General features: G+C 57.5%; 24 protein-coding genes. 8 read left to right on the top strand and 16 right to left on the bottom strand.

Annotated features, from left to right (window positions below):
- The 4 genes from G5229_RS11725 to cmk all read right to left on the bottom strand — a co-directional run bounded on the left by G5229_RS11725 (position 1) and on the right by cmk (position 3,278).
- Positions 1 to 285 (bottom strand): LapA family protein, encoded by a 285-nt coding sequence (locus tag G5229_RS11725; RefSeq protein ID WP_005337143.1) that lies wholly within the window; start codon positions 283 to 285, stop codon positions 1 to 3.
- A 158-nt stretch (positions 286 to 443) separates the two neighbouring features.
- On the bottom strand, positions 444 to 728 hold the full coding sequence (ihfB, locus tag G5229_RS11720) for an integration host factor subunit beta (protein WP_005299934.1): 285 nt from the start codon (positions 726 to 728) through the stop codon (positions 444 to 446).
- A 92-nt stretch (positions 729 to 820) separates the two neighbouring features.
- Complete coding sequence (rpsA, locus tag G5229_RS11715; protein ID WP_005337148.1) at positions 821 to 2,491, bottom strand: 30S ribosomal protein S1; 1,671 nt, start codon at positions 2,489 to 2,491, stop codon at positions 821 to 823.
- Between the two features lie 94 nt (positions 2,492 to 2,585).
- Positions 2,586 to 3,278 carry a (d)CMP kinase gene (cmk, locus tag G5229_RS11710; RefSeq protein WP_019444698.1) on the bottom strand — a complete coding sequence of 231 codons (693 nt, stop codon included), beginning with the start codon at positions 3,276 to 3,278 and terminating at the stop codon, positions 2,586 to 2,588.
- 249 nt (positions 3,279 to 3,527) lie between these two features.
- Here cmk and ribA point away from each other — a divergent pair, with 249 nt between their 5' ends.
- Complete coding sequence (gene ribA, locus G5229_RS11705) at positions 3,528 to 4,121, top strand: GTP cyclohydrolase II (RefSeq protein ID WP_421209163.1); 594 nt, start codon at positions 3,528 to 3,530, stop codon at positions 4,119 to 4,121.
- Positions 4,122 to 4,191: 70 nt separating this feature from the next.
- On the opposite strand, the gene G5229_RS11700 is transcribed toward ribA, so the two are convergent.
- Both G5229_RS11700 and G5229_RS11695 read right to left on the bottom strand, forming a co-directional pair.
- A complete protein-coding gene (locus G5229_RS11700; protein WP_421206544.1) occupies positions 4,192 to 5,148 on the bottom strand; it encodes a LysR substrate-binding domain-containing protein in 957 nt (318 codons plus the stop codon).
- Between the two features lie 63 nt (positions 5,149 to 5,211).
- The gene (locus G5229_RS11695; protein ID WP_421209162.1) at positions 5,212 to 6,087 is read right to left on the bottom strand and encodes a LysR family transcriptional regulator; all 876 of its coding nucleotides are present in this window, start codon (positions 6,085 to 6,087) and stop codon (positions 5,212 to 5,214) included.
- A gap of 95 nt (positions 6,088 to 6,182) precedes the next feature.
- Here G5229_RS11695 and G5229_RS11690 point away from each other — a divergent pair, with 95 nt between their 5' ends.
- Positions 6,183 to 7,406, top strand: a complete 1,224-nt coding sequence (locus G5229_RS11690) for an MFS transporter (protein ID WP_421209161.1) — start codon at positions 6,183 to 6,185, stop codon at positions 7,404 to 7,406.
- 145 nt (positions 7,407 to 7,551) lie between these two features.
- On the opposite strand, the gene G5229_RS11685 is transcribed toward G5229_RS11690, so the two are convergent.
- The 5 genes from G5229_RS11685 to G5229_RS11665 form a co-directional block, all read right to left on the bottom strand.
- Positions 7,552 to 8,106, bottom strand: coding sequence for a VOC family protein (locus G5229_RS11685; protein WP_031227877.1), 555 nt, complete (start codon positions 8,104 to 8,106; stop codon positions 7,552 to 7,554).
- Positions 8,100 to 8,864 carry a DNA repair protein gene (locus tag G5229_RS11680; protein WP_216953387.1) on the bottom strand — a complete coding sequence of 255 codons (765 nt, stop codon included), beginning with the start codon at positions 8,862 to 8,864 and terminating at the stop codon, positions 8,100 to 8,102. The genes G5229_RS11685 and G5229_RS11680 overlap by 7 nt, the downstream gene beginning before the upstream one ends.
- A 192-nt stretch (positions 8,865 to 9,056) precedes the next feature.
- Entirely contained in the window at positions 9,057 to 9,782 is a 726-nt protein-coding gene (gene nfsA, locus G5229_RS11675) for an oxygen-insensitive NADPH nitroreductase (RefSeq protein WP_216978983.1), read from the bottom strand.
- A 71-nt stretch (positions 9,783 to 9,853) separates the two neighbouring features.
- Positions 9,854 to 11,419 (bottom strand): AbgT family transporter, encoded by a 1,566-nt coding sequence (locus G5229_RS11670; RefSeq protein WP_216978984.1) that lies wholly within the window; start codon positions 11,417 to 11,419, stop codon positions 9,854 to 9,856.
- A gap of 143 nt (positions 11,420 to 11,562) precedes the next feature.
- Positions 11,563 to 13,515 carry a putative bifunctional diguanylate cyclase/phosphodiesterase gene (locus G5229_RS11665; RefSeq protein WP_421172599.1) on the bottom strand — a complete coding sequence of 651 codons (1,953 nt, stop codon included), beginning with the start codon at positions 13,513 to 13,515 and terminating at the stop codon, positions 11,563 to 11,565.
- Positions 13,516 to 14,348: 833 nt separating this feature from the next.
- Here G5229_RS11665 and G5229_RS11660 point away from each other — a divergent pair.
- From G5229_RS11660 to G5229_RS11650, 3 genes are read left to right on the top strand one after another with little or no spacing between them, the layout of a single operon-like run.
- On the top strand, positions 14,349 to 15,287 hold the full coding sequence (locus G5229_RS11660) for a LysR family transcriptional regulator (RefSeq protein WP_216978986.1): 939 nt from the start codon (positions 14,349 to 14,351) through the stop codon (positions 15,285 to 15,287).
- A gap of 54 nt (positions 15,288 to 15,341) precedes the next feature.
- A complete protein-coding gene (locus tag G5229_RS11655; protein WP_421209160.1) occupies positions 15,342 to 16,364 on the top strand; it encodes a response regulator in 1,023 nt (340 codons plus the stop codon).
- 8 nt (positions 16,365 to 16,372) lie between these two features.
- Positions 16,373 to 16,804 carry a PAS domain-containing protein gene (locus G5229_RS11650; protein WP_005337175.1) on the top strand — a complete coding sequence of 144 codons (432 nt, stop codon included), beginning with the start codon at positions 16,373 to 16,375 and terminating at the stop codon, positions 16,802 to 16,804.
- Between the two features lie 89 nt (positions 16,805 to 16,893).
- On the opposite strand, the gene ltaE is transcribed toward G5229_RS11650, so the two are convergent.
- The 3 genes from ltaE to G5229_RS11635 form a co-directional block, all read right to left on the bottom strand.
- On the bottom strand, positions 16,894 to 17,913 hold the full coding sequence (ltaE, locus tag G5229_RS11645) for a low-specificity L-threonine aldolase (RefSeq protein WP_216953383.1): 1,020 nt from the start codon (positions 17,911 to 17,913) through the stop codon (positions 16,894 to 16,896).
- Between the two features lie 112 nt (positions 17,914 to 18,025).
- Entirely contained in the window at positions 18,026 to 18,727 is a 702-nt protein-coding gene (locus G5229_RS11640) for a short-chain dehydrogenase (protein WP_216953382.1), read from the bottom strand.
- A gap of 87 nt (positions 18,728 to 18,814) precedes the next feature.
- Complete coding sequence (locus tag G5229_RS11635; protein WP_005351138.1) at positions 18,815 to 19,222, bottom strand: helix-turn-helix domain-containing protein; 408 nt, start codon at positions 19,220 to 19,222, stop codon at positions 18,815 to 18,817.
- Between the two features lie 147 nt (positions 19,223 to 19,369).
- Between G5229_RS11635 and G5229_RS11630 the strand changes: the two genes are divergently transcribed.
- Complete coding sequence (locus tag G5229_RS11630; RefSeq protein ID WP_421209159.1) at positions 19,370 to 20,269, top strand: aldo/keto reductase; 900 nt, start codon at positions 19,370 to 19,372, stop codon at positions 20,267 to 20,269.
- 71 nt (positions 20,270 to 20,340) lie between these two features.
- Here the strand turns inward: G5229_RS11630 and G5229_RS11625 are convergent, their stop codons facing one another.
- Positions 20,341 to 20,622 (bottom strand): RNA recognition motif domain-containing protein, encoded by a 282-nt coding sequence (locus tag G5229_RS11625; protein ID WP_005337180.1) that lies wholly within the window; start codon positions 20,620 to 20,622, stop codon positions 20,341 to 20,343.
- Positions 20,623 to 20,838: 216 nt separating this feature from the next.
- The gene (locus G5229_RS11620) at positions 20,839 to 21,381 is read right to left on the bottom strand and encodes a hypothetical protein (protein ID WP_421209158.1); all 543 of its coding nucleotides are present in this window, start codon (positions 21,379 to 21,381) and stop codon (positions 20,839 to 20,841) included.
- Between the two features lie 106 nt (positions 21,382 to 21,487).
- Between G5229_RS11620 and G5229_RS11615 the strand changes: the two genes are divergently transcribed.
- Together G5229_RS11615 and G5229_RS11610 are read left to right on the top strand one after the other, a co-directional pair.
- Positions 21,488 to 22,258, top strand: a complete 771-nt coding sequence (locus G5229_RS11615) for an amino acid ABC transporter ATP-binding protein (protein WP_421209157.1) — start codon at positions 21,488 to 21,490, stop codon at positions 22,256 to 22,258.
- Positions 22,251 to 23,048, top strand: coding sequence for an amino acid ABC transporter permease (locus tag G5229_RS11610; RefSeq protein WP_257124755.1), 798 nt, complete (start codon positions 22,251 to 22,253; stop codon positions 23,046 to 23,048). Before G5229_RS11615 ends, G5229_RS11610 begins: the two co-directional genes overlap by 8 nt.

The raw sequence follows: 23,048 nt of genomic DNA, 5'->3' as shown, positions 1-23,048 counted from the left end.
TTATTCCTTACCCGGTGACCGGGCCAGCTCCAACTCGCGGGATTGACGACGCATGGTACGGTTGAGAGTGCGGTTTTGCATTTTCAGGCGCAGGAACAGCAGGCCGAATACCAGCCAGCCCAGCAAAAAACCGCCAGCGAAAAAGAAGCCCAACAGCATGGCAAGCGAAAACTCACCCTGAGCGATCAGGTAATTGAACTGAACCAGCTGGCCATTTTGTGAGCCCAGCGCCAGGGTCAGAACAAACACCAACACCAGCGGAATGAGGGCCAAAATACGCTTCATAAGAGCTCCCTGTCAGTATCTAATGAGAGGCTGATTATCCTTAAAATCGCAGGCAGACTCTAGAGTGAATGGGAAAAGAGTTTAAGAAACAAGATGATTGGCACAGGAATCGGTGCCAAAAAGAAAAAAGGCATACCCGAGGTATGCCCATTTCTGCATTATTCAATGATGTTGACGCGCTCGCGCAACTCTTTACCAGGTTTGAAGTGCGGGACATATTTCCCGGTCAGTTCAACCTTGTCCCCAGTCTTGGGGTTGCGGCCCACACGGGGCGCACGATAGTGCAGTGAAAAACTGCCAAATCCGCGGATTTCAATCCGGTCGCCGTTTTGCAAGGTCGACGCCATCTGCTCAAGGATCTCCTTGATGGCGGCTTCGACATCCTTGGCCGGCATATGCATGCGGCTGGCTGCCAGTTGTTCGATGAGATCTGATTTGGTCATAACGTTAAATCTCCTTCCCCGATCACATGCAATATTCATTTTGCCAGGATAAAAAAGGGCGGCGCAATGCCGCCCTTTTCTTGCATCAAGGATTACTCACCCTTGGCGGCTTTGAACGCTTCCATCATAGCATTGCTGAACACAACTTCTTCTTGCTGGTTCAGGTTATCGATAGCAACACGCTCATCAGCCTCGTCCTTGGCACGGACAGACAGGCTTACGGTGCGGTTCTTACGATCAACGCCCATGAATTTAGCTTCAACTTCGTCACCAACAGACAGCACCAGAGTGGCGTCTTCTACACGGTCACGAGCAGCGTCGGAGGCACGCAGGTAGCCTTCTACGCCATCAGCCAGTTCGATAACGGCACCTTTGGCATCAACCTCGGTAACCTTACCCTTCACGATAGCACCTTTCTTGTTGTCAGCCAGGTACTTGTTGAACGGGTCTTCTTCGATCTGCTTGACACCCAGGGAGATGCGCTCACGCTCCGGATCCACTTGCAGAACAACGGCTTCGATCTCGTCGCCTTTCTTGAATTCACGCACGGCTTCTTCGCCCTGGTTGTTCCAGGAGATGTCAGACAGGTGAACCAGGCCGTCGATGCCGCCATCCAGACCGATGAAGATACCGAAGTCAGTGATGGACTTGATCTTGCCGGAAACACGGTCGCCTTTGGCGTGAGTTTCGGCAAACAGCTGCCACGGGTTGGATTTGCACTGCTTCAGACCCAGGGAGATACGACGACGCTCTTCGTCGATGTCCAGAACCATCACGTCAACCACGTCGCCAACGTTAACAACTTTGGACGGGTGGATGTTCTTGTTGGTCCAATCCATCTCGGATACGTGTACCAAGCCTTCAACGCCTTCTTCGATTTCAACGAAGCAGCCGTAGTCGGTCAGGTTGGTCACGCGGCCAGACAGACGGGTGGTCTCCGGGTAACGCTTGGCGATAGCAACCCAGGGATCTTCGCCCAGCTGCTTCAGACCCAGGGATACACGGGTACGCTCGCGGTCGAACTTCAGAACCTTGACAGCGATCTCGTCGCCAACGTTGACGATTTCGGAAGGATGCTTAACGCGCTTCCACGCCATGTCGGTGATGTGCAGCAGGCCGTCAACACCGCCCAGATCTACGAATGCACCGTAGTCGGTCAGGTTCTTGACGATACCCTTAACTTCTTGACCTTCTTGCAGGTTAGCCAGCAGGCTTTCGCGCTCGGAGGTGTTCTCGGTCTCGATCACGGCACGACGGGAAACAACAACGTTGTTGCGCTTCTGGTCCAGCTTGATGACTTTGAACTCGAGTTCTTTGTTTTCCAGGTGAGCGGTGTCACGGATCGGACGCACGTCAACCAGAGAACCCGGCAGGAAGGCACGGATGCCGTTCAGTTCAACGGTGAAACCACCCTTGACCTTGCCGTTGATGATACCGATAACGGTAGCTTGCTCTTCGTAAGCCTTCTCAAGCTGCAGCCAGGCTTCGTGGCGCTTGGCTTTTTCGCGGGACAGCTTGGTTTCGCCGAAACCATCTTCGATAGAGTCCAGAGCCACGTCAACGGTGTCGCCGACGTTGATTTCCAGCTCGCCCATGGCGTTCTTGAATTCTTCAGCCGGGATAGCGGACTCGGATTTCAGACCGGCGTCAACCAGTACGAAACCGTTCTCGATAGCAACGACAGTACCCTTGACGATGGAACCTTGACGGGTTTCAACGGCGTTCAGGGACTCTTCAAAGAGTTGAGCAAAAGATTCGATCATTGTTTATGTCACAAATGAAACATCCACTTGCAATCCTGCACAAGCGGGGCTGTTTTAAATAATCTGCGCCATCCTTGGTGCAGACGACCGGATGTCAGCTTGCGCTGGCATCACCAAGTTGTTGCTCTGCATAGGCGAGTACTGTTGCCAGCACTTCATCTATGGTCATGGCGGTAGAGTCTACCACCAGAGCATCTTCTGCCGGTTTCAGGGGTGCAGTAGCGCGATTTCTGTCGCGATCGTCACGTTCCCGAATCTCGGTTAAAAGACGCTCAAAGTTAACATCAAAGCCCTTATCTTGCAACTGCTTATAGCGACGCTGGGCCCGTTCTTCGGCACTGGCGTCGAGGAAAATCTTCACCTCGGCCTCGGGGAAAACAACTGTACCCATGTCACGACCATCGGCAATCAGACCCGGGGCCTGACGAAATGCACGCTGACGGCGCAGCAAGGCTTCGCGCACACGGGGGAAGGCGGCGATTTTACTGGCAGCATTACCCACTTCTTCGGTGCGGATGGTGCGGGAGACATCTTCCCCTTCCAGGATCACCTTGACCAGATCGCCCTCAACCTGAAATTGCACATCCAGATTGGCGGCCAGCGGCACCAGTGAGGCTTCACTGTCCAGCTCTACATCGTGATGCAGGGCGGCCAGGGACAACACCCGATAGATGGCGCCCGAGTCCAGCAAGTGCCAACCCAGCTTCTCAGCAAGCAGCTGACACAAGGTGCCTTTACCTGCACCACTGGGGCCATCAATTGTCATTACGGGGGCCATCTGAGGCATAACTTCTCTCCTGCACTGTGTTGCTCCCATCCCGAAGGGGTGGGTTAATGGGCGCCGATTATACCCGAATGTGGTGAGCCTGGCAGTCATCAATCCGCACAAAGGGCCAAAACCCCGGCAGGCGACTGTGCTTGTATCTCATTTGGAGATTTCATTAAGCAATGCAGGGACTTGTTCTTATGGTCGTTCCTGACAAGGCGCGCTAAACTGGCCCCCCTTTTTTGAGCCGTTAGTAGTAAGGAGCAACCTATGAGCAGCGTTACCCTAGTGGCGAAATCGAAATTGCCAACCCCTTGGGGCACCTTCACGCTGGTAGGTTTTCAGGAAACCGGTACAGGCAAGGATCACGCAGCACTGGTGATGGGCGACATAACCGGTGAAGAGCCGGTGCTGGGCCGGATCCACTCGGAGTGCCTGACCGGTGACGCCCTGTTCAGTCTGCGCTGTGACTGCGGGTTTCAGTTGCAGGCTGCCCTAGAGAAGATTGCCAAAGCTGGCCGTGGCGTATTGCTATATGTACGTCAGGAGGGGCGTGGCATCGGTCTGCTCAACAAGATCCGCGCCTATCACCTGCAGGATCAGGGGGCCGATACCGTGGAAGCCAACGTGGCCCTTGGTTTCGCCGCCGATATGCGCGACTACACCATCTGCGCCGACATGCTCAAGCAGCTTGAAGTCAAGTCTCTCAAACTGATGACCAACAACCCGCGCAAGATGAAAGCGATGGAATCCTTCGGTATTCCGGTGGCCGAACGGGTTCCGTTGCAGGAAGGACGCAATCCCCACAACGAGTTCTATCTGTCGACCAAGGCCAACAAGCTGGATCATATGCTGAAGAAGTGAGCCTGCATTGACGAATGTCAGATAGTCAAACGCCTCCCGAACGGAGGCGTTTTTCTTGGGACGACCCTAGCTATCGCTGTGGTACGGTCAGATTGGCCAGCAGAGCTTCAAGCTCTTCGCCAGTGCGGGCAGCACAGTATTGTTCGACCCGCTCGCGGGTCAATTGCGGCGCGAGACGTTCAATCAGATCGTAGAGATAGCCGCATAAAAATGCCCCTCTGCGCAACCCGATAGCGGCCACACCGCCTGGTAGCGAGGGCGCCGTTTTGAGCACCAGATCGCCATCGCGCTGGGGCTCCCAAGCAAAAGTTGCCATCACCCCGATGCCCATTCCTTGTCTGACATAGGTCTTGAGCACATCGCTGTCGCTCGCACAGCAGGAGATCCGGCTCTCGGCATGAGCGCAATCAGTGCCATGAACTGTGGAGAAAGCCCTTCCATCGGTCACCAATGCAAACTCCACCAGCTCAGCCGGAGTCAGCGATGTTGCTTTGGCCAACGGATGATCCTTGGGCAGCACCAAGCCCCGTTGCCACTGAAAAGAGGGGAGCATGAGCAGATCGCTCCCCTCCTCCGGTTCATCCGCCAGCAGCAGATCGGCAGCGCCATCATGCACGGCTGCGCGGCACTGCGCCGCACTCCCTTGCATCACAGTTACGGCAACTTTGGGAAAGCGGGCCATAAAACCCTTGAGGATGGTGGGCAGAATATAGCGAGCTTGCAGATGAGTGGCGGCAATGGTGAGAGTTCCCTGCTCCGGATGCACATGCTGCCTGGCCATTACCTTGATGGTGGCGACCTTGTCCAGCACCTCCGCGGCCACTTTGATCACATCCCGACCTATGGGGGTGATTTGGGTCAGGTGTTTACCGCTGCGCTCGAAGATCTGGATCCCCAGCTCATCCTCCAGCATCCGCACCTGTTTGCTGATCCCGGGCTGGGAGGTAAAGAGGCTCTCGGCGGTGGCCGACAGATTCAGCCTGTGGTTGGCCACCTCGACGATATAGCGCAATTGCTGCAGTTTCATGGTGTAGCCCTCAAGCGAACCCACCGTTAATAGTAACAAACTTTCAGCTATGGCCCGCCGCCATCAGGCCGGGCGCTCCTTGAGTAGAAAATCACGCAAGGCACGGTTGGCCATGGATAGCGGATCACCACACCGCCACGCCACACAGAGGTCGAGGTAGATGGGCGGGTCGAAGGGTACGCCACTCAGATCCGGCTCCTCTTCCAGCACCATCCGCAAGAAGGTGGTCACCGCAAAGCCTTGCCGCACCACCGCCTTGAGCAGAGGGATCAGATTGCTCTCGAAGGCGATATCGGGTTCAACGCCCAGGCTCTGGGCCAGCGCCTCCATATGCTCCCGGTGATAAAAGCCACGGCGAAACAGCGCCAGCTCCTGAGCGAAAAACTGCGAGAGGGTGACGGCCGATGCGCCACGCAAGGGGTGATCGTCCCCCACCACCATCAACATCTCTTCGCTCAGCAGATGTGCCCCCTCGATGGCGGGGGGGAGATCACTGGTGATGAGAATGGCCAGATCGAGGGAGCCATCCACCATCCGGCTGAGCAGCTCGCGGGTACCGGCCTCCTCAACACGGATCTTGAGGCCGGGGTAGCGGTGCTTGAAGGCCATCAGACGAGGGGGGAAATAGTAGGAGCCCATCATGTAGGGGATCCCGATCCGCACTTCCCCCCGCTCCAGCCCCTTGAGCTCGGCCATCTCGGCCTCGGCCTGATGCATCTGCAGCAACAGACGCTCTGCATGGCGACAGAGCACCTCTCCCTCCGGTGTGAGCCGTACCGCCCGGTCCTGTCGATCAAACAGCCGCAATTCGAGCTGCTGCTCCAGCTTGGCGATGGCCATGCTGATGGCCGGCTGTGCCACATGCAGACTGTTGGCTGCCTTGGTAAATGAGCCGGCATCCCTGACCGCCAGCAGATAGGTGAGCTGTTTCAGATCCATGTATCAATTCATCTTATGAGATAGATAACTTAAATATATTATATTTATAACCGCAAGGCCTCTACCCTGACCAAAAGCAGTCAGGACAATACGCAATGATTGAAGTTGGCAGTCGCGAGTGGATACGTGCAACCCTGGCCCTCAGCCTGGGCTCTTTTCTGGTGTTTCTGAACCTCTACCAGACCCATCCCCTGTTACCCCTGATCGCAGAGGTCTTCTCGGTCAACTCCCTCTCGGCCAGCTGGACCCTGGCAGGATGCACTGCTGGCCTCGCCGCCTCCCTGCTGATCTGCGCCAGACTGGCGGATCGCCATGGCCGTCGGCAGGTCATGCTGGGAACCCTCACCCTGGCGATCTTGCTCTCACTGTTAATCCCGCTGGTTGAGCAGTTTGTCTCCCTGCTGCTGCTGCGTATCCTGCAGGGTGCGCTGCTGGCCGGGTTACCAGCCACTGCGATTGCCTATATGGGGGAAGAGTTCAGTAAACGGGCGCTGCTCTCGGCGGTGGGGGTTTATATTGCCGCCAACTCCCTCGGTGGCATTGCCGGTCGGGTGGTCGGCGGTCTGTTGGCGGGCTGGTTTGGCGACTGGCAGCATACCTTTCTGGGGATCGGAGTGATCAGCCTGTCACTGCTGCCGCTGGTCTTCTGGCTGCTGCCCCATCAGACCCGCTTTGTGGCGAGCGCCCCCGTTCGCGGCCAATTTGCCCGCGCCTTGCAGCAACACCTGACCAATCCCTTGCTGGTAGGGGCTTACCTTATCGGCGGGCTCAACTTTATGGTGTTTCTGAACCAGTTCAGTTATCTCACCTTCCTGCTGGCCAAGCCCCCTTTCTCCTTGCCCACCCAGTGGCTCGGCATGCTGTTTCTCACCTATATCTCGGGGACGGTGGCCTCCTCTCTGAGCGGCCGATTTGCCAATCGCTGGGGGGCACAACGCATGCTGCTGGTCGGGATCGCGCTGATGGCTATCGGCAGTCTGTGGCTGCTGCAGGCTAGCCTGCTCGGGATCCTGAGCGGCTTGCTGGTCTCCAGCTTCGGTTTTTTCCTGGCTCACGCCTGTGCCAGTGCCTGGGTGGGTCATCATGTCGAACACAACCGGGCCCTCGCCTCCTCCCTCTATCTGGTGGCCTACTATCTGGGGGCGAGTCTGGGGGGACTTTACCTGCACCCCTTCTGGGAGCAAGGCGAGCTGGGCGGTCTGGTCATGGGAATTGAACTGGTCCTCATCCTGACGGCAGGCTTGAGCCTCTGGCTCGGCCGTCTCAAGCAGCGAAGCCAATCGCCACTGCCCGCCCAGCAACCCCACCGACACGGGTAACGGGCTCAGCGCAAACAGGGTCACCCACGAGCAGATAGCGCTCTCGCAACCCAGCACCGCCAGATAGCAAAAGGGGTCACACCGGTGACCCCTTTTGCTGCGTTATTCAAGAGCCTGTCAGGCTCGCACCGCATTGAGCGCAGGATCACTCCTGATCGAAATAATCCGCAGGCACCGCGACCACAGCACCGGTCGCCACCTCTTCGGCGATCACCTCAGCCAGCGAGCGTAAGTGAAACTTGATCTGACCGGAGGGCAACATCAGGCCGATATCGGGGTTGCGGGTATCCTGCATATTGCCGGTTTTGAATGGCTGCTCGGGATAGCGCGCTACCAGATCCTGCAGTGAAGTAACCACCAGCTCGATATGTTCCAGTCCTGCCTGATGGATGCGCCCCGGTTTCGGCGCCGCCAGCTCGATACAGGGTACCTGCACCTCACCAGCCAGCAGTGGCTGATGCAACTGATAAGTGGCAATCGGGCGACCGCCGATCATCCCCTCCACCAGCAAGGAGCCCGCTTCAGCCAATACAGCACACAGCGCGCGGTACTCCTGCAAGGTCGCCGCCCGATAACAGAGGTGATCGACCGTTGGCTGGGAAAATGTGACGCCAGCAGCGGCCAGTTCGGTCAACAGCTGAGAAACAAATGGGGCCATTGGCCCCAGTGTGGAATCGAGTGGGTGGGACATGCTTACCATTTCTTCTTGGGTTGAAACAGGACATCGAGCTCGTCGGCTTCCTTGTCCTTGATGTTTTGCAGATCCTGCGCGCTGTTTTGCTGCTGCAGCTCTTCAAGCTCCTTGAGCCCCTGACGCATATCCTCTTCACGAGCCAACAGATAGGGATCCTTGTCGCCAATGCTGGCCATTGCCGACAACCCCTTGGTATAGAGCTGGCGGCAAGTACCATATTGGCCCTGAATGCGGGCATCCATCGCCCGCTTGACCAGATTCGAGATGTTGATTTTGAGCTGCATCAGCTCGAGACGACGATCTTCCTGAGCAAACCCCTGCGGATCAATTTTGCCCTTGTTGTGCTCGACACGCAGTACGGCACGTAGCTTTTTTACCAGCTGCAACATCTGGATCGCCTGACGATCAGACTCGGGGGTTTTGAAGTGCCCCTCATCCTGCGCACTGTAATTTTCCTGCACGTTCTTGATCTGGATCTGCACATCGGCGATGCGCTGCTTGATCTGGTTGTTGGGCATCACCTGGGCGATGGCGCGATAGGCATCAAGGATCCGGTGCTGCAACAGCAACACCATGTTTTTGGAGAAAGGCACCAGATTGACGTTCAGCAGTACCTCTTCGGTCTCGTCGGCTACCGTCTTGTGTCTGGCAACGGCGTGACGCTTTTCAGCCTCCGCCTTCTGCTTATATTGCTGTACCACGTTATAGGCGATAACCAAAAACAGGAGCGCGCCGATAGACAGCAATACCAAAGTTAAAATCATAGGATGTCCAAACCCCTGTCCCAATCCAATTGCGTGATCCTACAACAGCTTATCTACTTAAGGTAGCCTGTAGATCCCCCCTTGCCCACGATTTGTCGCCAAGCTGTATACCCGGTCTCAGGGAAAGATTTCAGGATCACGGGAAAATGACCATGGTGGTCATCACTCCCATAGTATCGCCCATCAGCGCCATTACTTGAGGTTAAAGCCCTGCGATTGCAGGAATCCCAGCATGAAAGGGCGGGACTCCTTGCCCAGAATGGCGCGGATCTGGCTACTCCAGGTCTGCTGTTTGTTGTTGCTGCTGCGGGCCTGATAGTAGTCCGCGATCTGCTGATCGTACCGGGCCAGCAGGTCGCGATCCAGCTCGTGCTGGTAGCGCTCCTGATGCACCACCAATCCCCTGGGCAGGCGGGGTTTCTGCTCCGGCTGCTGGGCAGGGTGGCCAAGGCAGAGGCCAAACAGCGGGATCACCTGATGGGGCAAGCCCAGTAGCTCGCTCACCTCGGCAGGATGGTTGCGAATGCCGCCGATATAGACCCCGCCCAGTCCCAACGACTGCGCCGCCAGCAGGGCATTTTGCGCCATCAGGGCGCCGTCAATGGCACCGATCAACAACTGTTCCGCATAACCGGTCTGGGCCTCGGGCACGATCTGGCTGTGACGATGGTAATCGGCGCAGAACACCAGAAACTCGGCCGCCTGCACCACATAGGGTTGATTGCCCGCCAGCATGGCCAGCTGCTGACGCGCCTCGGGTTCACTGACTCGCACAATACTGGTCACCTGCAAAAAGCTCGAGGTCGAGGCGGACTGGGCGGCGGCGAGAATGACATCCAGCTGCTGCGGGGCGATCGGCTCGGCAGTGAACTGACGAATGGAGCGATGGGAAAGGATAAGATCGATGGTCTGATTCATGGCACCTCCAAAATGAGGTAACACCATAGCGAAAAAAACGAGGGAGCCCAAGGCTCCCTCGCACACCCAGCTTAAGGGGCCGGATAGACGTAAGGGGCTTGCAACCCGAGCGGGAAGCCGAGCGCCCAGTAGAGCAGCAGGAAAATCGTCCAGCTCACCAGGAAGGCCAGCGAGTAGGGCAGCATCATGGAGACCAGAGTACCGATCCCGGTGCTCTTCACATACTGCTGGCAATAGACCACCACCAGCGGGAAGAAGACCATCAGCGGGGTGATGATATTGGAAGCAGAATCCCCGACCCGATAGGCCGCCTGGGTCAGCTCGGGGGAGATCCCCACCGCCATCAACATGGGCACTAGGATCGGGCTGATCAGCGCCCACTTGGCGGAGGCCGAGCCGACTACCAGATTGACGCTGGCTGTGAGCAGGATCATCCCGACGATAGTCACCTCACCGGGCAGCGCCAGCGCATGGAGCACTTCGGCACCGGAAAGGGCCAGCAGAGTGCCCAGATTGGAGTCACCAAACGCCTTGATGAAGAGCGCGCAGAAGAAAGCCATCACCATGTAGGAGCCCATCTTGTTCATGGTGGCCGACATGGCATCGATCACATCCTTGCCGCTCTTGAAGCTGCCTGCGACAAAGCCGTAGACAATCCCGGGCAGGATAAAGAGCAGGAAGATGAGCGGCACTATGGACTTCATCACGGGGGCAGCGAAGGTGGTCAGGGAGCCATCGGCAGCACGCAGCGGGGAATCGTTCGGGGAGAGCGCCAGCGCCAGCAGCACGATAGCCGCCAGCATGGCAAACCCGGCCCAGTTGAAGGCTCGGCTCTCTTGCGCGCTGTAGCGCCCCATCTCGTCGGCACTCTCCAGATCCTCGTTAAGCGCCACATGCTTGAGGCGCGGCTCCACCACCTTTTCGGTAATGAACCAGCCGACGCAGATGATCAGCAGCGAAGAGGCTCCGGTAAAGATGATGTTGCAAAGGGTGTTGACCATATAGTCAGGATCGAGCAACTGAGCGGCGGACTGGGTAAAGCCCTGCAGCAACGCATCCCCGCCGGAGGGCAGGAAGTTGGCGGCAAAACCGCCGGAGACACCGGCAAAGGCAGCGGCGATCCCCGCCAGCGGATGGCGTCCGGCAGCGTGGAAGATGATGCCACCGATGGGGATCACCAGCACATAACCCGCATCTGCGGCGGTGTGGCTGACGATCGCTACCAGGATCAGCATGGGAGTGAGAAAACGGGCAGGCGTCACTTTGAGCAACTTTTTCAGACCGGTATTGATAAAACCGGACTGCTCGGCCACCCCGACCCCCAGCATGGCCACCAGCACGATGCCCAGCGGGGCAAAGCCGGTGAAAGTGGTCACCATGGTGGAGAGAAACTCGGCCAGACCGGCACCGGTCAGCAGGTTGTTGACCACTACCGCCTCCCCGGTACGGGGGTTGACCAGATCAAACTGGAATTGTGACAACACCCAGGAGCCGACCCAGACGATCAGCAAGGCGTAGAGGAACAGCATGGCGGGGTCGGGTAATTTGTTCCCGGCTTTCTCGACGCCATTGAGGAAACGGTTCAGCCAACCTTTGGGAGGGCTGGCCGGACGGTCATTGACAGCAGCATGACTCATTATTGCGATACTCCTTTCCCTAGAAACGAGGTCGCATGCTAGCAATTCCAGCCAATCCGTCTCATGACCGATCGCAAAAGAATGATTAATTTTGATTAAATATTGCGGAATAAAATTCCAAGTTGTGGCCTAACGCACACTTGTTACTCTGCCATCACGGCATCTAACAGTGGATAACGCCCAACCTGACACTCCACCACGAAACCGCTTGCCTCGACTTGTGCCACCGTCAGCGGCTTGCTGAACAGATATCCCTGGAACACATGGCACCCCTGGGTCTGCAGTGCGGCCAGCTCGTGAGGCTCCTCCACCCCTTCTGCCATGATCCCCAAACCCAGATTGGTGGCCATGGCGGCGGTCGCCCGGATCACCGGCAGGTTGAGGCCGACCACGAAAGAGCGATCCAGCTTGATCGTATCGATGGGCAGGCGATTGAGATAGGCAAGGGATGAGTAGCCGGTACCAAAATCGTCGATGGCAATCTTGATCCCCAGTTCACTCAAGTCATCGAGAATATCGAGGCACCCCTTCATATCCAGCATAAGCACAGTTTCGGTCAGTTCCAGCGTCAACAGGGAGGCATCCACCCCGTGCAGCTCCAGCTGCTGGCGCACTTGCCCGGGCAGTGCCGACGAGAGCTGGAAACCAGAGAGGTTGACGGAGACTGGCACCCGGTGATGGAGGCGCTTCTTCCAACTGGCCATTTGGGCAAGCGCGGTAGAGAGCACCCAGCTGCCGATCTCGCGGATCAGCCCCATCTCTTCGGCAAGGGGGATAAACTCCACTGGCGAGACATGGCCAAGCACCGGGTTATACCAGCGCAGCAGCGCCTCGTAACCGATCAGACGCCGTTTGGCGACATCGACCTGTGGCTGGTAACAGAGGCTCAGCTCCTGACGACCGATAGCCTTGGCCAGAAACTGCTTGAGATTGAGCTTGCGCTGCAGGGTCTGCTGCATGCTGGGGGTAAAACGCTGCCAGCGCAGCCGCCCCATCTGCTTGGCCTGATACATGGCCATATCGGCGCGGGTGATGAGGTTATCACCATCGTCCGCATCATCGGGATAGATGGCAATGCCGATACTGCCGCCGATGGTTACCTCCGGCAGACCGCTCAGTTGCAGCGGCTTGGTCATCTGGGAGAGCATCTGATCGGCCACATCCTGGGCTCGTTCGCTCTGGTTTCCCAAGGGAACCAACGCGGTAAACTCGTCCCCGCCAAGACGGGCCAGCTCAACATCGCGGGGGCAAATCTGTTTGAGGCGACCGGCAACCCGCTCCAGCAGGCGGTCTCCCGCCTTGTGGCCGTAGTTGTCGTTGACCAGCTTGAAGTTGTCCAGATCCATGAATACCAGCGCGAAACGCTCCCCCAGCCCGCAATAGGCCTCGAGAGATTTCATCAAGCCATAACGGTTGAGCAGGCCGGTCAGGGAGTCATGCCAGGCGAGGTGGCGATGCTCCAGCTCCTCGAGTTTGCGATCGGTAATATCGCGCATGGTGAGCAGGATCCGTGCTCCTTGCTGGATATAGCGGAACTGATACTGGAACCAGCGCATCCCCTTGAGGGTTCGGCACTCCCCTTCGGTCACTACTTCATCGAGTCGGGAGAGCTTCTGGTAAAAACTGTCGTCACTACCGGAAAAAACTTGGGAGAGCGTGGCGATCCGATGACCGAAACACATCTCGAAGTGATAGTTGCCGCTTTCGAACGCGCCATTGCTATCGAACAGGCAGGCCAGGGTATCACCGGTTGCCAGCGAGGACTCCTGATAGAGGGTATCGGAGTCGAGCACCGCCTCGGTCATCATCATCAGACGGCCAGCCAGCTGAATGCCGGAGAGGCGTAGATAGATCTGCTTCTTGACCCCCTTTGGGGAGATAGTCCACCACTCGTTGTAACTTCGCCCCTGCTGAAAATCACCGAGGTAGCGTTGCAACAACAGCGCTATGGCTGTGGCCATATCAGCCGAAAAATCCCTGGAACAGAGCTCGTCAAGGGAGGTGGCCTCCCAGAGAGGAAGTGCTGCGCGGTTTGCCCAGAAAATATGGTGATGTTCGATGTCATATACCCAGATAGGGGTATGCAGAACATCCATTGTCTTCAGTAACCGTTCGTCAAGCGTATTCATCTGGTCAAAATCATTCATGCTGGATGGTCACTGGTGAACCGGAAAACAAATGGGCAAACCGCCGTATGCAGAATGCAAGGTGACAACACCTCTCGGCCACTATTTCTCGCGATGGCCAAAAGCAGATAACTGATTTCAGAAATCAACAACAGGAGAGCCAATCCAGCCACAGAAAAAAGGACTCAGCCAATACTCCTGTCAATCAGAACAAATCCCTCGTTCGTTTTTAACTTTTTTTCCCAGCAAAAACAAGCACTAAGAATTGCACTCTGGATACTTCAAAAAACATTTTTACGATTCACAACAAACACTTATTTACTGACAAAAAAGTCAACTAAAAAAAGTGCCGGCATTTCCCTCGTAAAACTTTCATTTATTAACCAGCGCGTTGAATAAACAGACAAAAAAGAGCAAAACCGGCCCCAAATAGCGACTTAACAAGGAACTTAAATACCTCAAAACCGAATATCTACCTTCACCAGACCGGCATGATGAATATGCGACTGTCATCACATTCACATCGCCGAAAAAAAGAACTGCTCTTGACCAGCGCGATCCTCTTTTTTCCTGAGGATGGGTCGTATTGTAGTCATACCATGTCGCCTCTCTCTCTTGAGCTAACGGGTGACATCTCGCAACAATGACTGTGGCGCAGAAAATAATCCTCATTCGAGAACAATTGAAAATTTAAACTGGTATCAGTAGAAATCGAATCCAGATCAATTAAACGCTGAATTACCCTTGCCAAGCGATAAGGCTCTTTTTATGGTTGCCCCCTTGTTACACCCAGAACAGCGTTTATGAAGCACATCGAAGAGTTCTACCTGTTCGTCAAGGTGGTGCAAGAGGGAGGATTCTCCCATGCTGCAGCCGCACTGGGCATGCCAACAGGCACCATCAGTCGACGCATTTCCCAGCTGGAAGAGCAACTGGGTTGCTCCCTGCTACATCGCTCTACCCGTAAACTCCGTCTTACCGATGAAGGGCTCAGATACTACGAGCGTCTCTGCACACCGCTTGCACAAATCGAGCAGGCCACCAGCGAGATCCGGGGTAAAGAAGCAGACATCACCGGGCTTATCCGGATAGCCGCGCCGATCGCGCTCTCCAACACCATCCTCATCGATATGCTGGCCGAATTCGGGCTGCACTATCCCGAGGTACAGTTCGATATCACCCAGACCAATGATCACCAGCACCTGTTCGACAATGATCGGGATCTGGTGTTCTTCAACGGTGAGCTGCCCCAGTCGCTGCCCAATGCGATCTGTCTCGGTCATATCGAGTACGGCCTGTTTGCCTCGCCACTCTATCTGACCAAGAAGGGAACCCCCTCCCACCCCAGCCAGCTGGAAGAACATGATCTCATCTACTGCTGGCCACACCAGCACTGGCAACTGACCGACAAGGATGGCCAAAATATCTGCATCAAACGCAGCGCCAAACTGACCGTCAACCAGACTCAGGCCGCCGTGCGCGCAGCCCGGCGTCATCTGGGGATAGTCAACGCCCCGCTGCACTATCTGAGCAGCTTCCTCCATGACGAGCAGCTGGTACCGGTACTGACCGACTGGCAGACCGGCAATCGCCCCTTCTACATGTTGTGTTGCCAGCACCAATTCGCCCCGTTGCGTGTTAAGATGTTCGCTGAATTTGTTGAGAAATACTCCGCACGCTATCGTAACCGGCAATGGGATAACCAATTTTCACAGGGTGACAACCTCCCACATTGCATCTGACTGTTAGCGGGCCACACTTATAGCAATCCTTGCCAACAGAGCCTGCCTAACGCCATGAATGTATTGATATGTGATGACTCCGGGTTCGCCCGCAAACAGCTGGCACGAGCGCTACCGGCTGACTGGAAAGTCGATTTGCACTATGCGGCGAATGGCCTTGAAGGGATCGAACAGGTGCTGATGGGCCATGGGGATCTCATCTTTCTCGATCTGACCATGCCGGAAATGGACGGTTACGGCGTGCTGGAGACCCTCCAACGGGAGGGTCTACGCAACAAGGTGATCGTGGTCTCCGGGGATATCCAACCAGAGGCCTATCAACGGGTCATGGGGCTAGGGGCGCTCGATTTCATCAAGAAACCTGCCGCCCCAGAAACCCTGCTCGCCCTGCTCAAAAAGCATGATTTCTGGAGTGCCACCCCGAGCGGTCAACCAAGCGCCCCCGAGCAGCAGACAAACGGAGTGGTAGCCGATGCAGGCGTCAAGATCACCCCCGAAATCCGCGATGTCTATCAGGAGCTGGCCAACGTCTCCATGGGTCAGGCCGCCGACTTGCTGGCTCGTCTGCTCAACGCCTTCGTGGTACTGCCCATCCCCAACGTCAACGTGCTGGAAGTATCAGAGTTGCATATGGCCCTCTCGGCCGCTGCGGATTCAGATACCCTCTCCGCCGTCTGTCAGGGGTTTATCGGAGCTGGGATCGCCGGTGAAGCGCTGATCCTGTTCCATGACTCCAGCTTCAAAGATTTGGCCAAGCTGATGAACCATCAGGGGACGCTGGATCGCACCGCCGAACTGGAGCTGTTGATGGATACCGCCAACGTGCTGATCGGCGCCTTCCTACGCGGCTACGCCAACCAGCTCGACACCCCCTTCAGTCAGGGGCACCCGGTGGTGCTCGGCCAGCACAGACCCATCAACGAGCTGATCAACACCAACAAGAGTCGCTGGCGCCGCACGCTCGCCATCGAGATCAACTACCGGATCCAGGATTACGCGGTGCAGTGTGATCTGCTGCTGCTGTTTACCGAAGATTCCATCGCCACCATGAACAACAAAATCATGCACATGCTCTAGGAGTGACTATGGAAATCCGTGAATTTCATTGGCTGATGAACATAGTCCAGAACCTGGACGTAGGCCTGGTAGTGCTCGACAAGGAGTACAAGGTACAGGTGTGGAACGGCTTTATGGAGAGCCACAGCGGCCGACTGGCCAGTGACGTGCGCGATGGCGTACTGTTCGAGCTCTTCCCCGATGTGGACAGAGCCTGGTTCGAGCGCAAGGCCAACATGGTCTTCAAGCTCAACAACCGCGCCTTCAGCACCTGGGAGCAGAAGCCCTATCTGCTACGTTTCTCCAACTATCGCCCCATTACCGGCTCGGCCCCCCATATGTTCCAGAACCTGACGCTGGTGCCACTGGCCGATTTCGGCGGTCAGGTGACCCACATCGCGGTGATGATCTACGACGCTACCGATGAGGCCATGCTGATGAGCGGCCAGCGGCAGGCTTGAGCTTGCAGCAAATAACAGAGGGCGCCGCGGCGCCCTCTTTTATTTCGGTATGAACAGGTCTCGGTATAACCTCTACCTCACCAGCCGTCTCAACGCGCCCCGAGATACTCGGTGAAGGCGTCGATCACCTCTTCAATATCGTCATCGTTGATTTGCAGATGGGTCACCAACCGCAGCTCGCCGTAACCGGAGAAGAGGATCCCCCTCTCCTTCATAAAAGCGAGCAGAGGGGCTGATTCCCCCTCACGCAGCCGCAGGAACACCATATTGCTCTGCACCAGCGAGAGGTCGAGCTCGATGCCCGGCAGTGCAGCCAACCCTTCGGCCAGCCGTTTGGCACGGCGGTGATCATCGGCCAGGCGGGTCACGTGCTGCTCGAGGGCAAACAGACCGGCTTGCGCCAGAATCCCCGCCTGACGCATGCCGCCCCCCAGCATCTTGCGCAGTCGGCGCGCACGGGCGATGAAGTCGTGTCTGCCCACCAGCAGCGAGCCCACCGGTGCGCCCAACCCCTTGGAGAGACAAATCGAGATGCTATCAAATGGAGCGGCGATCACCTCGACCGGGGTCTCGCTGGCCACGGCGGCGTTAAAAAGCCGGGCGCCATCGAGATGAAGCTTCAAGCCGCGCTCGGCAACGAATGCCCCCATCTCCTGCAGATAGGAGAGCGGCAGCACCTTGCCGTTGTGGGTGTTCTCAAGGCAGATCAGGCGAGTCTGGACGAAGTGGGCATCATCAGGGGCCAGCGCAGCCCTGATATCATCGAATGCCAGTGTGCCATCGCGCTGCATCGGCAAGGGTTGCAGGGCTACGGAGCCCAGCACGGCACTCCCCTGCGCTTCATAGCGATAGATGTGAGCGGCGTTGCCGAGGATGGCCCCCTCACCGCGCTGACAGTGGCTCATCACCGCCAACAGATTGGACATGGTGCCGGACGGCACAAACAGCGCCGCCTGTTTGCCCAGCAATCTGGCCCCAAAGGCCTCCAGCGCGTTGACGCCCGGATCTTCACCATAGACATCGTCACCGACTTCGGCGTGGAGCATGGCTTGACGCATGGCGTCAGTAGGCTGGGTGACGGTGTCACTTCGTAAATCGATATAGCGCATGAGATCCCTCCTGAAACAGGAGAGTGACGTTAGCCATGCGCCCCTCGCTTGGCAAGGGGCGCATGAGCAGAATGTGAAGCCAATAGACGTCCGTAGAACCCGCAGGCGGGATTTACCAAGGCAGCGGCTGACCGTTCAGATCCAGTAGCTGGCCCGATTGAGTCAATGATAACCCCTTGATGAGATTGAGCAGTTTCACCGCCACCTCGGCAGGATCCAGCAATTGATCCGCGGGCAACTCGCTCAGAAAGGGGGTATTCATCGGGGAGTCCATCAAGCCGGGCGCAACGGCCACCACCCCTGCTTGCGGGAAACGCTGCGTCCACTCAAGGGCCAGGGTTTTCACCCCCATGTCGAGGGCCGCTTTGCTCATCCGGTAGCTGTAACGTCCCCCCTCCAGATTGGCGGTGATGGAGCCCGCCAGATCGGAGATGGCGCAGAGCCACAGCGGATGGTCATTGCCCATCAACCGGCTGAAACGGGCAGCCAGCGCCAGTGTTGGCCAGGCATTGGCCAGCAGGCTGTCGCACAGCCACTTGGGGTGCACCTCTTCGACCCGCCGCTCCGGCATAAAGCTGACATCGTGCAACACGCCGATGGTATTGATCACAACGGTGGGAAGCGGATCGCAATCGTAGAGGGTAAACAAGGCATCGAACGAGATGGCATCGACATCTGGCAGCGGGAAGAAGTCCTCCATCTCGATCCCTTTGGGATAGTTGCGCCCGGCCAGCAGGAATGACTCCCCCCTTGCCATCAGCTCTCTTGCCAGCGCCGAGCCCAGCGCACCACTTCCGAGGATCAAGTAGCTCATCGCCCATTCCATGGAGACTTATCTTGCTTAGAGCGTATCAGAATAATCAACCGGCCGTGACACGACCAAAGGGTAATATGCTCCTCATCACGCTTCCCCCAGATGGCGGCCAAACTCCCGCGCCAGCGCCAAGTCGAGAAAACCGTCCGCTTTCTTGTGGGTGCGCAAAAACTGGTAGTAGGCGAGCAGGGTGACCAGCGCCTCCTCATCGGGCAGCCCCACCCCGGGTTGCTGCTCGCCCAGCAGTAGCTGCGCCGCTGCCAGCGCCTCCCTGTCGACCACTTCCGCCTGACGGTAGAGATAACCGCAGCCGGTTGCCAGCCACTCCAGCGAGCAGTTGGCCCCCATGGCGATTTGGTTGGCCCGCGCCAGGCCAGGCTCGGCTCCCTTCAAATATTTGCGGATCAGCGCTTCACTGAGCCCCACCTTGCGGGCAAACGCGCTCACGCTCATCTCCCCGATCAGGCTCTGCAAGCGCTCGGCAAATCCTTCCATCCAACTCTCTCTCCTACTCAGCGATCAGAACCAAAGTTCGAATCATGCCACTGCCCATTATTGCTTTGCCAGCCACATGAGGCCAAGATGCCCGCAGTCATCTATGTTGCACATCGTTTTCGCATCGTGTTTTTCAAGGAGTCAACCATGTCTGTATCCCGTGTCGCCCTGCATCCGCAAGGTCCCACCTTCTCTCGCCTCATCATGGGTTACTGGCGCCTGATGGAGTGGCAGCTCTCTCCGGCCGCTCTGCTCGATCTGATGAAATATCATCTGGATCTGGGGGTCACCACCATCGATCACGCCGATATCTATGGTGGCTACCAGTGCGAAGAGGCCTTTGGTCACGCCCTGCGCCTCGAACCTTCCCTGCGCAGCCGGATGGAGATCGTCACCAAGTGCGGTATCGCCCTCACCGCCAAGCCGGAGCATGCTCTCAACCACTACAACACCGGCAAGGACCATATCATCGCCAGCGCCGAAGCCTCGCTGCGCAAGCTCGGCACCGACCATCTGGACCTGCTGCTGATCCACCGCCCGGATCCCCTGATGAACGCAGATGAAGTGGCCGACGCCTTTATCACCCTGAAACAGGCGGGCAAGATCAAGCACGCCGGGGTATCCAACTTCACCGCCCGGCAGTTCGAGCTGCTGCAATCGCGCCTCCCCTTCCCGCTGGTCACCAACCAGCTGGAGATCTCGCCGCTTCATCAGGAAGGGACCCTCGATGGTACCCTGGATCAGTGCCAGCAGCTTGGCATCAAGCCGATGGCCTGGTCATGTCTCGGCGGCGGCCGACTGTTCAGCGATGAGGCCTATGCCCCGCTGCGTGCCGAACTGGAGCAGGTCCGTCAGGAAGTGGGCGCCCAGACTATCGAGCAGGTGGTCTACGCCTGGGTAATGATGCTGCCAAGCCAGCCGCTGCCATTGATTGGCTCCGGCAAACGAGAGCGGATTGCTGCCGCCGTGGCCACCGAATCCATCGTCCTCAATCGCCAGCAGTGGTTCCGCATCCGCAAGGCGGCGCTCGGTTACGACGTCCCCTGATAACAGCAAAACGTCCAGAAACAAAAACGGCATGGGGGAAACCCATGCCGTTTTTTTATTGCCGAGGCACCTTAGCGGTGGCGCTGTTGCGGGCGACCACGGGGAGCATCTGTCTTCGGTTTGGCTTGGTTGACGGTGATGGTACGGCCACCGACTTCTGTGCCATGCAGACCAGCGATGGCCTTTTCGGCATCACCATTGACCGGCATTTCAATAAAACCAAACCCCTTTGACTGGCCGGTATCGCGGTCGATGATGATATCAACCTTGTCGACCTGTCCAAACTGGCTGAACAGGGTTTTCAGTTCGTCGGCCGTCATCCGGTACGACAGATTTCCTACGTAAATCTTCATGCCATCCACTCTCGATTCAAGGTGCCTTCTCTATGCAATTCCCAGCATAACGGTAAGGGCACAACCCCTATGCCGGACCTGCCATGGCTTCATGCCGTGGCCTTCTCCACACTGTCGTCAAGTGATTGATCTCTTGGGTTAACAGTGCAGACAAGATCAATTCGAGTCACTGGCAGTATCTGAGCTTTGCCGGGAATTGTCGAGAAAATAGTCGACTCAGGCCGATTGCAGATCTGACAACCGTTGCGCCAACATCCGGCGACCGTGCCAGGCCCGTTTAAAGCCGAAGCGATAGACAGACGGGCTAACCAGATGGAGCTCCCCCGCCTTGAGATCCAGCAAGGCCATGGCCGCCGCCAGCTCCTCTTCACTCAGTTGCAGATCGAGGCTGAAGTCGAGCCACTGGCCGTCGTGACCCACTCGCCGCTCCCGCTCGAGCGCCACCAGCTGGCTGCGGGGCAGTGCCAGCGCTTCGTCCTTGTTGCCATTAAGCAGATAGATATGCTGTTCATCCCACCCCAGCTCCGCCAGGCGCCATGGCTGCCAGCTGCGGGGCAGCGACACCATGATCCCGGTGATGCCACCAAAGACCACTCCCACCCAGTTGAGCAGCGCCATGGCGCCCCAACCATCCCACAAGGAGGCCGCTACCACGCCCCAACTCACCAGCAACAGCAGAAAAATGACGCAGCGATAGCGCACCACTGGCGGCATCAACAGCTGCACCTGCGAATCGGCAAGCAAGGATGTAATACGCATGAAAAGCTCCTGTCATCACGAAATGGCGCCATTGTGAATAGGCATCAGGATGCTGACAAGGGGGTTTTCTTTGTCATCCCCCTATAAAATCAATACCATGGCGTAAATGATTCTCAGTGGAACCCGCTTCTTGACCAGCTCGCAACCCTGTGTGCGCTTTTGTGGCGTCGACAAATTCTATGGCGACTTTCAGGCTCTTCATCACATCGATCTCACCATTGAACGGGGAGAGAAGTGGGTCATCTGTGGCCCGTCAGGCTCGGGGAAATCGACCCTGATCCGCACCATCAACGGGCTGGAGGGGATCGACGACGGCCAACTGTTCCTGTTTGGCGAACCGGTGACCCCTTCCTACCTGCGCCGCCTGCAAGGTCGGGTCGGCATGGTGTTTCAGCAGTTCAACCTCTTCCCCCATATGACGGTGCTGGAGAACCTGATGGTGGCGCCGGTGCATACCCTGGGGTTGCGCCCTGAGGAGGCCAAAGCCCGAGCGCTCGGACTGCTCGAGCGGGTGCGCATTCAGGCACAGGCTGACAAGTACCCCCACCAGCTATCCGGCGGCCAGCAGCAGCGGGTCGCCATCGCCCGCTCCCTCTGCATGCAACCCGAGCTGATGCTGTTTGACGAGCCCACCTCCGCCCTCGACCCCGAGATGATCCGCGAAGTGCTCGATGTGATCCGCGAGCTGGCTGACGAGGGGATGACCCTGATCTGCGTTACCCACGAGATGGGCTTTGCCCGTCAGGTGGCGGATCGGGTGCTCTTTATGGATGAGGGGAAGATCATCGAGTCGGCCCCGCCCGCCCAGCTGTTCAACGCCCCCCAGCACCCGCGCACCCGGGCCTTCCTCGAACAGGTGCTCAGCTATCATGGCTAGGCTCAATCGCCCCCGCCTGCTCGGCTGGTTGTCAGGCACTGTGATGCTCTCTGTGTTGCTCGGCTGGGCGCTCTATAGCGGTGCTCGCCAGATGGGCTATGAGTGGCAGTGGCCGCGGGTGTTGCCCTTTCTCGGCGAATGGGACGAGGGAACCTTTTATGCCGGCCCCCTGCTAAACGGCCTGCTGGTCACTTTGCAGGTGGCGCTGCTCAGTCTGTTGGGCACGATGGCGGTCGGGGTGTGCGTGGTCAGCCTGCGGCTGCTCCCATCCCGGCTCGGCCCCTGGCTCGCCATAGCCTATCTGGCGCTGGTGCGCACCACGCCCCAGCTGGTGCAGCTCTATATTCTCTATTTCTTGCTGGGCCCCATGCTGGGATTGGCCCCCCTTGCCTGCGCCGTGTTGAGCCTCTCCCTCTATCAGGGGGCCTTCACCGCCGAAGTGCTGCGTGCAGGTGTACAGGCTATTCCCAAAGGACAGTGGGAGGCAGCCCAGTCGCTTGGCTTGTCACGGGCCATCACCCTGCGCAAGGTGATCCTGCCCCAGCTGGTGCGCATCACCTTGCCGCCGCTCACCAACGAGCTGGTCTCCCTTATCAAACATTCGGCGCTGGTGAGTGTGATCGCCATCTTCGATCTGACCAACGAAGGGCGTACTCTGGTTGCCGATACGTTTCTGACCTTTGAGGTGTGGTTTACCGTAGCTGCCCTCTATTTGCTGTTAACCCTGACGCTGTCAGCCTGTTCGAGGGCGCTGGCCCGTCACCTGAATCCGGATCAACAAGGACGCTAA

The sequence above is a fragment of the Aeromonas sp. 602396 genome (assembly GCF_049173735.1).
GTDB lineage: Bacteria > Pseudomonadota > Gammaproteobacteria > Enterobacterales > Aeromonadaceae > Aeromonas > Aeromonas veronii_A.
The sequence above is the reverse complement of the archived record's forward strand: the minus strand, read 5'-3'. Positions and strand labels throughout refer to the sequence as shown.

Bases quoted from the DNA above. Each gene is read 5' to 3' on its own strand.
- G5229_RS11725 (WP_005337143.1), bottom strand. From the start codon at position 285: ATGAAGCGTATTTTGGCCCTCATTCCGCTGGTGTTGGTGTTTGTTCTG.
- ihfB (WP_005299934.1), bottom strand. From the start codon at position 728: ATGACCAAATCAGATCTCATCGAACAACTGGCAGCCAGCCGCATGCAT.
- rpsA (WP_005337148.1), bottom strand. From the start codon at position 2,491: ATGATCGAATCTTTTGCTCAACTCTTTGAAGAGTCCCTGAACGCCGTT.
- cmk (WP_019444698.1), bottom strand. From the start codon at position 3,278: ATGCCTCAGATGGCCCCCGTAATGACAATTGATGGCCCCAGTGGTGCA.
- ribA (WP_421209163.1), top strand. From the start codon at position 3,528: ATGAGCAGCGTTACCCTAGTGGCGAAATCGAAATTGCCAACCCCTTGG.
- G5229_RS11700 (WP_421206544.1), bottom strand. From the start codon at position 5,148: ATGAAACTGCAGCAATTGCGCTATATCGTCGAGGTGGCCAACCACAGG.
- G5229_RS11695 (WP_421209162.1), bottom strand. From the start codon at position 6,087: ATGGATCTGAAACAGCTCACCTATCTGCTGGCGGTCAGGGATGCCGGC.
- G5229_RS11690 (WP_421209161.1), top strand. From the start codon at position 6,183: ATGATTGAAGTTGGCAGTCGCGAGTGGATACGTGCAACCCTGGCCCTC.
- G5229_RS11685 (WP_031227877.1), bottom strand. From the start codon at position 8,106: ATGGTAAGCATGTCCCACCCACTCGATTCCACACTGGGGCCAATGGCC.
- G5229_RS11680 (WP_216953387.1), bottom strand. From the start codon at position 8,864: ATGATTTTAACTTTGGTATTGCTGTCTATCGGCGCGCTCCTGTTTTTG.
- nfsA (WP_216978983.1), bottom strand. From the start codon at position 9,782: ATGAATCAGACCATCGATCTTATCCTTTCCCATCGCTCCATTCGTCAG.
- G5229_RS11670 (WP_216978984.1), bottom strand. From the start codon at position 11,419: ATGAGTCATGCTGCTGTCAATGACCGTCCGGCCAGCCCTCCCAAAGGT.
- G5229_RS11665 (WP_421172599.1), bottom strand. From the start codon at position 13,515: ATGGATGTTCTGCATACCCCTATCTGGGTATATGACATCGAACATCAC.
- G5229_RS11660 (WP_216978986.1), top strand. From the start codon at position 14,349: ATGAAGCACATCGAAGAGTTCTACCTGTTCGTCAAGGTGGTGCAAGAG.
- G5229_RS11655 (WP_421209160.1), top strand. From the start codon at position 15,342: ATGAATGTATTGATATGTGATGACTCCGGGTTCGCCCGCAAACAGCTG.
- G5229_RS11650 (WP_005337175.1), top strand. From the start codon at position 16,373: ATGGAAATCCGTGAATTTCATTGGCTGATGAACATAGTCCAGAACCTG.
- ltaE (WP_216953383.1), bottom strand. From the start codon at position 17,913: ATGCGCTATATCGATTTACGAAGTGACACCGTCACCCAGCCTACTGAC.
- G5229_RS11640 (WP_216953382.1), bottom strand. From the start codon at position 18,727: ATGAGCTACTTGATCCTCGGAAGTGGTGCGCTGGGCTCGGCGCTGGCA.
- G5229_RS11635 (WP_005351138.1), bottom strand. From the start codon at position 19,222: ATGGAAGGATTTGCCGAGCGCTTGCAGAGCCTGATCGGGGAGATGAGC.
- G5229_RS11630 (WP_421209159.1), top strand. From the start codon at position 19,370: ATGTCTGTATCCCGTGTCGCCCTGCATCCGCAAGGTCCCACCTTCTCT.
- G5229_RS11625 (WP_005337180.1), bottom strand. From the start codon at position 20,622: ATGAAGATTTACGTAGGAAATCTGTCGTACCGGATGACGGCCGACGAA.
- G5229_RS11620 (WP_421209158.1), bottom strand. From the start codon at position 21,381: ATGCGTATTACATCCTTGCTTGCCGATTCGCAGGTGCAGCTGTTGATG.
- G5229_RS11615 (WP_421209157.1), top strand. From the start codon at position 21,488: ATGATTCTCAGTGGAACCCGCTTCTTGACCAGCTCGCAACCCTGTGTG.
- G5229_RS11610 (WP_257124755.1), top strand. From the start codon at position 22,251: ATGGCTAGGCTCAATCGCCCCCGCCTGCTCGGCTGGTTGTCAGGCACT.